The organism is Pseudochrobactrum sp. XF203 (assembly GCF_020341615.1).
In the GTDB taxonomy this organism is placed as follows: domain Bacteria; phylum Pseudomonadota; class Alphaproteobacteria; order Rhizobiales; family Rhizobiaceae; genus Pseudochrobactrum; species Pseudochrobactrum saccharolyticum.
In genome coordinates this window covers 709,624-721,916 of sequence record NZ_CP084392.1, presented here as the reverse complement: position 1 = coordinate 721,916, position 12,293 = coordinate 709,624, and the positions used below count along the sequence as shown (strand labels likewise).

The window sequence follows — 12,293 nt, the reverse complement described above, 5'->3', positions numbered from 1 at the left end:
AGCGGAAGAGACGCATTTCTATAGTTTTAATAGCGTAAAAAATAACATATATCTGCGACTTCAATCAGCGGGGGAGAGAAAGATTGAAGTATACAGGCATTATTACAGTCTTTACATCGCTTTCCGTGCTTACGGCATGCACAACAAGTGCAACACAGACGGACAAGCCCGTAGCCAGCCAAAATCAGCCAGCATCTGCAAGCAATGATACATCAAAACCGGCCAAACTGGTTGAGACCTATACGGCACATATCAGTGATCGTGATAAGGTTGATGAAAAGGGCAAGCCCCTGAAAAATGCCCGCGATATTCTTCTTCAGGATCGTAAAAATTATTACGATTTCAATTTGCGCGATCAGGCTGACACACCAAGCAAGGTCTTTGCCAAAAAAGAAAATCGCTGGTCTCAGGGCAAAGAATTCTCAGAAATGAAATGGGAGCCCTCGAATGCCTCTGATCCTCAGCGCGGCTACCAATGGAAAATGCGTCGCGGAGTTGAATATCAGATATTTGAGGGTAATCCGGACGTGAAAATTCAGGTCTATGACGATGGCAATATCCACGTCGATCCGAGCCGGAACTATTAAGTAAAATCATACCGGACAAAAGCGGAGCATCTCCGCTTTTGTCAAAATAAAGACAAAACTGCTCTGCCCACAGATGAGGCATCAGATCGCAATCTATTGATATGAAAGCGGGAAATTTGGAATGGTACGGTCGAGTGGAACCATCTGGCCAACAACTGTTAAATTAACTCAATAAAATCAATTAAATTTAGTTTTATGTGCGCATATATGTGCACTCATTAGTGCACCCATATGTAACCACAAACCTTGACTATTTCACACCTGCAATCAGATCATTTATAGAACAAAACTGCACTAGTTTGCCTTGTGTTCCTTATAACACTCCATAGACGTATTGCTGGTGATTTAGTTCAAACGTTCGATGACAGCAGGCGAACTATTTGGGCAACACAAAGGCTTCATAATAAACATACAGGCATTGCCGCATGAAGCCGCGTAATTCGCCAAGTTTTGGTAAATATAACAAGCCAATGCTTATTTTTCGCGACAACGAAATACCGAACATAGAGCAAGCATATTTCTTAAAATGCATCTAAAATTTAACTCCTAATTCATTGGAATTTATTTAAATACAGAAATTAGCGACTGTTCCACCATAAAACTTGAAGGTGGAACTCATGAAAATTACGCCAAAATATTATTCTTTTTATGTATTGTAAGCTTAACAATACCATTTTCAAATTTAGCGCTTTCGGCTGGAGGTCAACCAGTTTGGTGCGATACTTGCGGAGGTCCTTTTGGTGGGATCTATGTAGATCCATTCTCAGGATAACCAATGTGCCCTTCCTGTTTTAATAAAGGCTATGACCCGCCAATATGGAATGGTTCAGACTGGGTGCCTGCACCGGCACCTTCATTACCCGCTCCACCTCCACCACCTCCACCACCTCCGCCACCTCCGCCACCGCCGCCAACTAAATTACCAACAGGCCATGGAGGTGGTGGAGGTGGAGGCGCACCGTCTTGCCAAGCGTGTCATGAATAAGTTCAAGGAAAGTTCAATGGATATCAATCATCTAATTGGCCCTCATAACGGCAAAGAATTGGAACTTATGCTGTCAGGACAAAAGCCAATGGCTTCTTTTGTTGTGATGGACATGCCTTATGAAGGGGAAAATGGAAATGATGGTTTTGAAGAATATGTTCAAAACGGGACATTTGTAAAAATCATCCAAAAGAATGAACACATGCCCTATTCCATGTATTACTATTGCCTTCCATCTGAAGTCTGGCGCGCAAAATTATCCAGCTTAATGATGAAGCTTAGAAGTGAAAACCAAGCGTTGGATTTTACTCCGGAAGATCTACATCGTATCGATGGTTATCTGTTAGGATACGATAAAGAAGCTGTCGATTATTTTGTGGAAAGATGGCAACATGGCCAGAGACCACACAAAACTTCTTAAAAAAGCAAAATATGAATGAACTTTAACAAGCAACCAAAGCTATTGTTTCAAAGTTAGTACACTCTTTTTAATAACCATTAAGCTAAAAAACCGCGCCAATCACTCAAGATCGGCGTGGCTTCAATTATTTCCAGTGTTTCAATTTATGCGCCATCTGGACAACCAACCAAGTCACCCCCAGCACAGAAAGGCTAAGAGAAAGCGCTTGCTCAAGATGTGGGAGCCATACAGGATTCATCGCCGCGCCTGTGGCAACCGCTACCATTATAGTCACGGCCATAGATAATGCGCAGATCGGCGATAATACGATTGCCTGCTGTTGCCGTATGTGCCGCCTCACCCTTTTCAGATGCAATGCGCCCCAGCCAGAAATTATATGGCTTCAATGCATCCGCACGCGTAATGTCATCAATGAGCTTATCCTCATTGATTTCTATAAAGTAATTTATCGCGGATTGTTTCTGTTGTTGCCATTTGCGCCGTTGCGCCTCGCTTTTATCGCGCAACTGATCAGCCGCAATCTGGGAGCGGTATATTTGAAATGCCTGCGAGAAAGTTACTTTAGGTTCATCGACCGAGCCAAGAACAGCAGATGCAACCGCACCCTGCTGATTGGATGGTACCAGTAGCGTCTCAATGCGCTTCAAAATAGCATCAAGCGGCTCAGAGGCGATTTCCTTAGCCGTATGGAATGTGAAACCCAGCGCTTCAACCCGCTTAACGGCAGCGTCTTATTTCGCTCTGGCAGCATCAGCGTCACCACCGACAACAAGCGAAGCCCAAAGCTCACCATCAGCCTTTTCCAGCAAATCTTGCTTAGCGCAGGCAACAACAAGGTCAGTTGTTAATAAAGACTGTTTCACGATGGGCGCGCGCGGATCGCGCGCTGCAACGCTGCCCGGCAAACGCCGCCTATAATAATATATGCCTCTGATCTGCGTCAGATGTGGTCAGGACTGCTATCATCCATTCTGCGACCCATGTGAAAAACCATACAGCTTGAGCATTTATGCACCTATATGTGCACATGTTTGGGCACCTATATGTGACCATAAAATCAGCAAACAGCAATCCACTATGCGCAATCAATTTAAATTGCGCCGTAAATTCAATGCGTTATGGGAGTGTTTTAAAAAATGAATGGTACGGTCGAGTGGAGTTGAACCACTGACCTCAGGAGCCACAATCCTGCGCTCTAACCAACTGAGCTACGACCGCGTACCAATCCGGCAGTGAATCAATCAGGCTGCCGATAGGGGTCAGATACGTAAAATCATCGCATATTGCAAGCATATATCAAAAAAACTTTGTGAAAATATGATGCCTTACCGGATTATTGCTCAGGATTTCATTCTGTCTGCCTGAAAAACCTGAAAACCAATGCGGTGCTTTTATGTTTTCATCATGATTATGCCATGTAAACCCTGTATTTACCACTGATTAACCATAATGCGCCCTGACAGATGGAACCGCAGCAGGAGATTTTTATCCGCAAGTTTCATCAGACAGCGCTTTGCCCCTTGGGGACATTAACTAATAGTTAAGAAAGTGTTTGTCAGAACCGCCCGCTTTGTGGTGATAATGCCTGTAAATTCTCTGTCGGAACCAAAATTTTCCGATAACAGACAACAGCTTAAGACAGATCAAATCAGTTATTGGTCGGGTACGGAACTAAATATATGCAACAGCATCTGGATTTCATGGAGCTGATCCCTCTTTCCGGCATCCGTGCGGCTCTCGCAAGGGGAGACGCTATGCTGGTGCTGTCGCACGACCTGCAAACTGTTCTCTGGGCAAATGACAGCGGCGCCCGTCTTCTCGGCGAAGATGCGGCAGCCGCACTTATCGGACAGGATGCAGATTTCAGTCCGCAGACACGGCGTCAGATTCTGGCTCTCGATCTTGGCACAGAGGGTGCAAAAACAATTATGCTGCGTCTGGGCGGCGGTTTGCACTCAGCCTTGCAGCAATGCACTGTAACACCGCTGGCTGCTGTACATACTAATGAGCCGGTCATTCTCATGACTACAGCTGCAACAGATACAGCAAACAACATTATCCCGCCTTTGCCGCATCATCACCTGATGCAAGTGCAGGCAGACGGAACCATTTTGAACAGCGATGCGCAATTTGATGCCCTGAACATCAACAACAACACTTTGGCTGATCTGATCGTTGAAGCGCAGGATGAAGCTGATGGTATTGTGCGCCGTCGTGTACGCGCAGGACAAAGCACCCTGCCTGCAATGATGATCCGCCTTGACGATCAGAATGAACAGGCACCCTATCTCTTTCTCGTTGAGAGAACACAGGACAGCACGGCTACAACTGCACCTGCACAGGATGCTACTGAGGCTATCGCAGTCGCTGACATAACCGAAATCACGCAAGACGAGCCGGAAATTAATGCTCCTGCGGCTGAAGAAAGCGCCCCTGCACGGTTTATCTGGAAAGTAGATGCTGACAGCCGCTTTACGGAAATCTCACCGGAATTTGCAGCAATTGTCGGTGACAATGCCGCTGATATTATCGGCCGTAAATTCTCCGATGTGGCTAAAGTTTTCGGCTTTGATAATGACGGTGTTATTGCTGCCCTGTTGAAGCAGCAGGAAACATGGTCTGGTAAAAGAATTTTCTGGCCTGTGCAGGGTACAGATCAGCGCGTTCCTGTTGATCTCGCTGCACTGCCTGCTTTTGCGCGCGATAAGGCTTTTTCCGGCTTCAGCGGTTTTGGCGTTCTCTATCCGTCTTTAACGGAGCAGGATCCTGAAGCCATTGGTATGGCGCTGATATCAGGGCCTGTCGTACCGGATGCACCTGCGCCCCAGACCGAAGATGCGAAAAGTGCATCTCTTTCCAGTGAAAAAATCATTCTGATGGAAGCACTGCGCGCCTCACAGAAGCGTCAGCAGGATACTGAGCCAGCCAGCGAGAATCTTCCCGCAGATAAGGCCAATATTATTGCGGAAATCCGCCCTGCCCGTCCGGAAAACGGCCTATCGCCAACCGAGCGCAGTGCCTTCCGCGAGATAGCCGATCGTTTGCGCCGTGAGGTCCTCCAGAAAACACCTAAATCTCCGACAACAGAGCAGCCTACTGCGGCAGATACCCCCGTACTTCCGCAGGCGGAGCCGGTTATTGCGGCTCCGCAGCTGCCTGTTGAAACCGCAGATATCCCTTATCCGCATGACACTCAGCCTGCGAACCACAACCAGCATCACGAACAAGCCGGACAAAAACCGGCACAGGCTGATACGACATCGCAGGAAGATGAAGACCTGCATGTGCTGAGCGGATTGCCTGTTCCGGTATTGATCCACAGTGCAGACCGGCTGCATTTTGCCAATCAGGCATTTTTCGACATGACCGGTTATAATTCGCTGGATGATCTGCGCCATGCCGGTGGCATTGACGCGCTGTTTGCCCAGTCCGACGACAGCAATCTCAGCGGCATGATCCTGTGCCTCGCCGATGGCGGACATAAGATTGTTGAAGCTCATCTCCAGTCTGTTCCATGGCAGGGTGCACGCGCTTTGATGTTGAGCCTGCTGCCAGAGCTGGTGCTGAAAGCGGATAATGATGACGATATCAGCAAGCAGCCAAGCCGGTTAAAACTGGTCGATAGCATTACAGCAGAGACTGCGCCGCAGGACAATGCCGTTCATCAGCTGCAATCAGAACTGGCATTTCAGTCTGCCGAGACAACAGAACCAAAAACTGAAGATGCCGGAACGGCAAACCCTGTAACGGACAATCGTGCACAGCCTGATTTTCATGCATTGCAAACCCAGATTGATGAACTGACATCCATTCTGGATACGGCAACAGACGGTGTGGTGATTATCGGGCAGGACGGCAAAATCCGTTCACTCAACCAGTCTGCTGCGGCGCTATTCGGCTATGATATCAATGAATTATCAGGCAAATCCTTCGCCGTTCTTTTTGCCATTGAAAGCCAGCGTGCAGCAATTGACTATATTCACGGTCTGTCCGGCGACGGCGTTGCCAGCCTGCTCAATGACGGGCGGGAAGTGATCGGCCGTGAAGCGCAGGGCCGTTTTATCCCGCTGTTTATGACCATAGGCAAGCTGCCGGCTTCCAAAGGCTATTGCGCGGTAATGCGCGATATTACGCAGTGGAAACGTGCGGAAGAGGAACTGACCTCAGCGCGTCAGGAAGCCGAGCGTGCCTCGACCCATAAAACCGAGTTTCTGGCGCGGATCAGCCATGAAATCCGCACACCGCTGAATGCGATTATCGGTTTCTCCGAACTGATGGCGGAAGAGAAATTCGGCCCGATCGGCAATGACCGCTATCGTGAATATCTGCGTGACATTCATCGTTCAGGCAATCATGTGCTGGCGCTCGTCAATGATCTTCTGGATATTTCAAAAATTGAAGCCGGTGCGCTTGATCTGGAATTTGAAGCCGTGGCGCTGAATGATGCGCTGGCAGAGGCTGTAGCGCTAATGCAGCCGCAGGCCAATCGGGAGCGCGTAATTATCCGCTCCAGTTTCTCAGCCTTTTTGCCGGACATTGTGGCAGATGCCCGTTCGATCCGTCAGGTAGCGCTCAATCTTCTGTCCAATGCAATCCGCTTTACCGGTCAGGGTGGTCAGGTGATTGTTTCAACCAGCTATGAACCGGAAGGCCATGTGGTGATGCGCGTGCGCGATACCGGTATCGGCATGAACCAGAGCGAGCTGGAACAAGCGCTTAAACCTTTCCGGCAGGTCAGCAATCATAATAGCCAGACGCAAACCCTCAAAAATCCCGACACCAAAGACTGGCGTCAGCAAGGCACCGGACTTGGCCTGCCTCTGACGAAAGCAATGGTGGAGGCAAACCGCGCACAGTTCTCCATTGAATCTGCACCGGAACAGGGCACGACTGTGGAAATTACTTTCCCGCCGACCCGCGTTCTCGCAGAATGAGATCTAGAGCGGTTCTGGTTAAGTTTGGATCGTGGAACCGCTCTATCTCTTTGCGTTACGCATTATCCAACGCAAAACCGCTTCACACTTTTGCTGGAAATGCTGTAAATCATTTCAGCCTGATGTAATTTGTTACGTGATCGGAACACAATGAAGCTGATACGCCCCGTTCTGGCTGTTATCGTTATTTTAGCAGTGCTGTTTGTAGGGGCACTGGCTGCACTGCCTTATATTGTTTCAACCGATTCCATCCGGCTGCATCTGGCTCAGAATATCAGTGCATGGACAGGCTACAGCGTCGAAATCCGCCAGCCACCGCGTATGAGTTTCTTTCCGGTCTTTCGTGCTTCGCTCAGCGATGTCACTGTCAGCAAAATGGGCGACACCAATACCCCGTTTATGGCTGCGGAACGCATTGAAGTGGAGATGTCGCCGCTTGATGCCCTGTTCGGCCGTGTTGCCTTTACGGAAACCCGTCTCATCAATGCACATTTCGCTCTGAGTGAGCCGGTGGAAGACCTGCCGCAATTTGTGAATACGCTGGCTTCATCTTCCGGTCGTCTTGGCCTTGCCATCCGGCAGGCGCGCAATGTGACAGCACGTAAAACGGACAGCGATCAGCAAAGCGACAAGCAGTTGCAAACCATGCCTTTCGGCAGGCTGGTTCTGGAAAACAGCAGTATCGGCTTCACAACCCGTAATACCGAACGTCAGGAACAAATCAGCAAGATCAATGCCAGCATCGACTGGCCGCAGACAACCAGCGCGGCAACAGTCAAAGGCAAGGCCGTCTGGCATGATGAAACCGTGGACTATAATCTGAATGTTGCGCAGCCGCTTTTGTTGCTGGCGCGCGGCATGAGCCAGATGAGCGCACAGATAACCAGCAAACCGCTGACCATCAGCTTTGACGGACGCAGCAATATTTCTGAAAACATCTTCACGGAAGGTGCGTTCAGCCTGTCCAGCCCGTCGCTCAGCGAAAGCCTGCATTGGATGGGCCTGTCATCCGATGCCAGCTATTCTCTGCGTGCTACAGCAGATGATGCTTTCAGCATTGAAACCAATGTCAGTGCCACGCCGCTGCGTATTAAATTGTCTGATATTGTGCTCAACCTCAACAATATGCCGGCCAAAGGCGCTGCGGAAATCGGCTTCGGCAAACAGCGGCCAGTGGTGACCGGAACTCTGGCTTTCCAGACTCTAAATGCCGTTTCTTTCTTTCACACCGTGACCACACTGGTCACAAAAGTCAGTGAGGATGAAGAGGCGAAGAATTACGGCGGCTATCGTTATGCTCCGCCACGCATGATTGACACACGGCTGCTGAATAGCGCTGATCTGGATATTCGCCTCTCTGCACAGAATGCCAGTATCGGCGCTGCCCAGATGACCGGCCTTGCTGCTGCATTGCAAATTCGCGATGGTCAGGCAATTTTCGATATTGGCGATGCCAAAGCCTTTAAAGGCTCCATCCAGACCAGTATCAAACTGTCCCAGACTGAAGACGGGCAGGATAATATCGGCGTCCGCCTCAACGCGGCCAATATTGACAGTGCTGCATTTCTGACGGCTCTCGGTTTGAGCGATCCGATTTTGAGTGGTCAGGGCAATCTCTCTGTGACAGCCGAAACCTCACCGCAAAGCCTGCAAAGCATGCTGCGCAATGCACGCGGACAAATCAGCTTCACACTAAATAATGGTCGGATGCTGGGCTTTGACCTCAATGATTTCATTGCCAAAATGAAAAGCGAGGGCTTCTTTGCCCTGCAACGCCGTGACAAAGTCAGCCTTGATTTCAAGCGCCTCGATGTCAAAGCCTCGCTTGGCGATGGGGTGGCCACACTGGAAACCACCAAAGCCGAGACCATGCAAGGCGCTTTATCGCTGACCGGCATTATCCCGCTGACCGACCGCAGTCTGGCACTGTCCGGCACACTGACGCTGCCGCAACCGGCAAAAGAAGCCACGGGTACACCGGCAGATAGTGGTGAAGCAACGCCGCCTGCTCCTGTTGCCACACCGGAAACCACAGAACTGACGGTAACAGAGCCGCTCGTCCCACCGGCAGAAAATCTGCATTTCTTTGTCGGCGGCTCATGGGACAGACCGTTTATCTCACCATCGAAATAAACAAAAAGCCGGTGCATCCTATGATGCACCGGCTTTTTAATTCGTACTCTGATCGCAAAGATCAACCGAGGCGGAAGGCCGCCTGCTCATCACGCTGGCGCTGTACCACGCGACGCTTATTGACGACCGAAGCGATAATCACGCCGGTAGCCACCAGACCGATCAGTAATGTACAGACCGCATTGATCTCCGGTGTTACGCCGAGACGCACCTGACTGTAGATTTTCATCGGCAGCGTAGTAGCGCCCGGCCCCGAAGTGAAGCTCGCAATCACCAGATCATCCAATGACAAAGTGAAAGCCAGCATCCAACCCGAAACCACCGCAGGCAGAATAATCGGCAGGGTGATTTTCATAAAAGTTGTCACCGGCGGCGCACCGAGATCCATCGCTGCTTCTTCCAGCGAGCGATCAAAACTCACCAGACGCGACTGTACAACCACCGCCACAAAACACATGGCAAAGGTGATATGCGCCAATGTCACTGTCCAGAAGCCGCGGTCAAAACCGACAGCCACAAACAGCAACAGCAAGGACAGGCCGGTAATCACTTCCGGCATTACCAGCGGCGCATAGATCATGCCGGAGAACAAGGTGCGTCCGCGAAAGCGCGTATAGCGGGTCAAAGCCAGAGCACCCAGAGTGCCGAGGATGGTGGCAATCGTGGCTGACAATACACCAACGCGCAGCGTTACCCACGCGGCATCTTTAAGCCCCTGATTGTTGAAAAGCTCGACATACCATTTGACCGAGAAACCCGACCAGACAGTCACCAAACGCGATTCATTGAAGGAGTAAATCACCAGCAGCACAATCGGCAAATAGAGAAAGGCAAAGCCCAGCACCACCGAGACAATGTTAAAACGTGACCAGGATGTTGTGTTCATTATTTGCCACTCCCCTCGGCACGAGTCTGCATTTTCTGGAACAGCACAATCGGAATAACCAGAATAACCAGCAATACCACTGCCACGGCAGCCGAAACCGGCCAGTCGCGGTTGGAGAAGAACTCGCTCCACAGGGTCTTACCAATCATCAATGTGCTGGAACCGCCAAGCAGATCAGGGATCACGAACTCACCGATTGCCGGAATGAAAACCAGCATCGATCCGGCAATCACACCCGGCAAAGCCAGCGGGAATGTAATTTTCCAGAAGGCTTTCAGCGGTGTGCAACCGAGGTCCTGCGCCGCTTCAATCAGCGAATAGTCCATCTTTTCCAGTGCGGAATAAATCGGCAGCACCATGAAAGGCAGATAGGAATAGACGATACCGATATAAATCGCGGTATCGGTATTAAGGATCGTCAGCGGCGTGTCGATAATATTCAGCGACATCAGAAACTGGTTGAGCAGGCCTTCCGGTTTCAGGATCGCAATCCACGCATAAACGCGGATCAGGAAGGATGTCCAGAATGGCAGGATCACCAGCATCAGCAAGGTCGGGCGCAATGTCAGCGGTGCGCGCGCCATGCCATAGGCCAGCGGAAAACCGATCAGCAGTGCCAGAAAAGTCGAAACGGCAGCAATTTTTACACTCGACAAATAGGCTTTGTAATAGAGCGAATCCTGCGTCAGCCAGATATAGTTTTCGAAAGAAAATTGCTGAATTTTCTGCCAGATGACACTTAAGCCGTCACTCCAGAAAAAGCGCGGATCATAGGCCGGTATCGCCATCGCCACCTGCGACAGCGAAATTTTAAAGACAATGAAGAACGGGATCAGGAAAAACAAACCGAGCCAGATATAAGGCACGGCGATCACCGCTCTGGAAGCAATAGCTGCAATTATTTTTTGCATGGACTACCCCTCAATTCTTTAGAGCATAATTCCTTAAACTTGAAACAGTTTTAGATGAAATTATGCTCTAGTTTTAAAGTGTTAGAGCGACCTTTGTGCGCCTATCGGGCGCACGGCGCTCTAATGACGCGCATTTTGTCCGAAAACCGCTCACATTTTTCGGAATGCGCTTTTGGTGATCAGGCAACCAGAACCATACCGGCATCATCTTCAAACGATACCCAGACCTGTTCATCATAACCCAGCGGATCTTCAGTGCGGCGCACGGAGTTCATGCTGGAAGCCTTGATGATGCGGCCATTCGGCAGACGCACATGGAACACGTTCATATCGCCGAAATAGGCGATATCCCAGAGTTCACCCTGCAAGGCATTGATCGACGCATCTTCCGGCTTCTCGCGGCTGATAGTGATTTTCTCAGGGCGGATCGCATACCAGACCTTCTGACCGGCATGCAGATCTTTACCGGTTTTGGTGCGGATGGCGACATTGTTTGCCGGACTGTCAATATCCGCTTCACCATTGGCAAAGCGGCTGACCTCGCCCTCAATAATATTAATATTGCCGATAAAGTCGGCTACAAATTTGCTGCTCGGCGCCTCATAGACCTCAGCCGGTGTCGCAACCTGCATGATCTGGCCTTTGTCGAGCACAGCGATACGGTCTGCCATGGTCATCGCCTCCTCCTGATCGTGGGTCACGATCAAAAAGGTCAGGCCAAGATTCATCTGCAAATCCATCAGCTCAAACTGGGTTTCTTCGCGCAGTTTCTTATCCAGCGCGCCCAGCGGCTCATCCAGCAGCAAAACTTTCGGACGCTTGGCCACAGCGCGAGCCAGAGCCACACGCTGGCGCTGACCACCGGAAAGCTGATGCGGCTTGCGCTTGGCATATTTCTCCAGCTTCACCAGTTTCAGCATATCGTTCACACGATCTGCCATTTCCGATTTGGCCATGCCGTCCTGTTTCAGACCAAAAGCAATATTCTGCTCAACAGTCATATGCGGGAACAAAGCATAGGACTGGAACATCATATTCACAGGACGTTTATAGGGAGGAATGCCGCGCATATCCTGCCCATCCAGCATGATACGACCGGAAGTCGGCTCTTCAAAACCCGCCAGCATACGCATCAAAGTGGATTTACCGCTGCCCGATGCGCCCAGCAGCGCAAAAAACTCGCGGTTAAAAATATTCAGCGACAGATCATCAATCACCGTCACATCGTCGAATTTTTTGACGATGTTTTCGAATGAAATATAGGGCTTGGCTGCCGGATCGTTCCAAGGTGAGAACTTGCGGCGGAAACTACCAAAAGATTTCATGCTGTTCCCCTCATATTGCGGGTCTTGTAAGCCTTAAACATATTTGAAATGTCGCGGATAAAATTCCGGAAGCCTGTGCATCCGGTTGGTGGTGCTTGTTACAGGCCGTAA

Annotated in this window: 9 protein-coding genes and 1 tRNA gene; 4 read left to right on the top strand and 6 right to left on the bottom strand. The window is 50.0% G+C overall.

The genetic code is table 11. The features are described 5' to 3' along the window. Positions 1–83 precede the first annotated feature (83 nt). Together LDL70_RS03055 and LDL70_RS03050 are read left to right on the top strand one after the other, a co-directional pair. A complete protein-coding gene (locus LDL70_RS03055) occupies positions 84–587 on the top strand; it encodes a hypothetical protein (RefSeq protein ID WP_225686972.1) in 504 nt (167 codons plus the stop codon). Between the two features lie 1,001 nt (positions 588–1,588). Continuing rightward, positions 1,589–1,993 carry a hemin receptor gene (locus tag LDL70_RS03050; protein WP_225686970.1) on the top strand — a complete coding sequence of 135 codons (405 nt, stop codon included), beginning with the start codon at positions 1,589–1,591 and terminating at the stop codon, positions 1,991–1,993. A 209-nt stretch (positions 1,994–2,202) separates the two neighbouring features. Here LDL70_RS03050 and LDL70_RS03045 read toward each other — a convergent pair whose 3' ends face one another. The 3 genes from LDL70_RS03045 to LDL70_RS03035 form a co-directional block, all read right to left on the bottom strand. Next, positions 2,203–2,640, bottom strand: a complete 438-nt coding sequence (locus LDL70_RS03045; RefSeq protein ID WP_225686968.1) for a hypothetical protein — start codon at positions 2,638–2,640, stop codon at positions 2,203–2,205. An 84-nt stretch (positions 2,641–2,724) separates the two neighbouring features. Beyond that, positions 2,725–2,898 carry a hypothetical protein gene (locus tag LDL70_RS03040; RefSeq protein WP_225686966.1) on the bottom strand — a complete coding sequence of 58 codons (174 nt, stop codon included), beginning with the start codon at positions 2,896–2,898 and terminating at the stop codon, positions 2,725–2,727. A gap of 236 nt (positions 2,899–3,134) precedes the next feature. Continuing rightward, positions 3,135–3,211: transfer RNA gene (locus tag LDL70_RS03035), tRNA-His, on the bottom strand. A gap of 461 nt (positions 3,212–3,672) precedes the next feature. Here LDL70_RS03035 and LDL70_RS03030 point away from each other — a divergent pair. Together LDL70_RS03030 and LDL70_RS03025 are read left to right on the top strand one after the other, a co-directional pair. Continuing rightward, a complete protein-coding gene (locus LDL70_RS03030; protein WP_225686964.1) occupies positions 3,673–6,927 on the top strand; it encodes an ATP-binding protein in 3,255 nt (1,084 codons plus the stop codon). Positions 6,928–7,077: 150 nt separating this feature from the next. Next, positions 7,078–9,060: an AsmA family protein gene (locus LDL70_RS03025; protein ID WP_225686962.1), complete on the top strand. Its 1,983-nt coding sequence runs from the start codon at positions 7,078–7,080 to the stop codon at positions 9,058–9,060. Positions 9,061–9,121: 61 nt separating this feature from the next. Here LDL70_RS03025 and LDL70_RS03020 read toward each other — a convergent pair whose 3' ends face one another. The 3 genes from LDL70_RS03020 to LDL70_RS03010 form a co-directional block, all read right to left on the bottom strand. Continuing rightward, on the bottom strand, positions 9,122–9,946 hold the full coding sequence (locus tag LDL70_RS03020; protein ID WP_022710506.1) for an ABC transporter permease: 825 nt from the start codon (positions 9,944–9,946) through the stop codon (positions 9,122–9,124). Beyond that, positions 9,946–10,857 (bottom strand): ABC transporter permease subunit, encoded by a 912-nt coding sequence (locus LDL70_RS03015; protein ID WP_022710505.1) that lies wholly within the window; start codon positions 10,855–10,857, stop codon positions 9,946–9,948. Before LDL70_RS03015 ends, LDL70_RS03020 begins: the two co-directional genes overlap by 1 nt. Before the next feature lie 179 nt (positions 10,858–11,036). Next, entirely contained in the window at positions 11,037–12,182 is a 1,146-nt protein-coding gene (locus tag LDL70_RS03010) for an ABC transporter ATP-binding protein (RefSeq protein ID WP_225686953.1), read from the bottom strand. Between the last annotated feature and the right edge of the window lie 111 nt (positions 12,183–12,293).

What these genes read in the sequence shown, in the direction of transcription:
- LDL70_RS03050 (WP_225686970.1), top strand. Translation starts at nt 1,589, where the DNA reads ATGGATATCAATCATCTAATTGGCCCTCATAACGGCAAAGAATTGGAA.
- LDL70_RS03030 (WP_225686964.1), top strand. Translation starts at nt 3,673, where the DNA reads ATGCAACAGCATCTGGATTTCATGGAGCTGATCCCTCTTTCCGGCATC.
- LDL70_RS03025 (WP_225686962.1), top strand. Translation starts at nt 7,078, where the DNA reads ATGAAGCTGATACGCCCCGTTCTGGCTGTTATCGTTATTTTAGCAGTG.
- LDL70_RS03020 (WP_022710506.1), bottom strand. Translation starts at nt 9,946, where the DNA reads ATGAACACAACATCCTGGTCACGTTTTAACATTGTCTCGGTGGTGCTG.
- LDL70_RS03015 (WP_022710505.1), bottom strand. Translation starts at nt 10,857, where the DNA reads ATGCAAAAAATAATTGCAGCTATTGCTTCCAGAGCGGTGATCGCCGTG.
- LDL70_RS03010 (WP_225686953.1), bottom strand. Translation starts at nt 12,182, where the DNA reads ATGAAATCTTTTGGTAGTTTCCGCCGCAAGTTCTCACCTTGGAACGAT.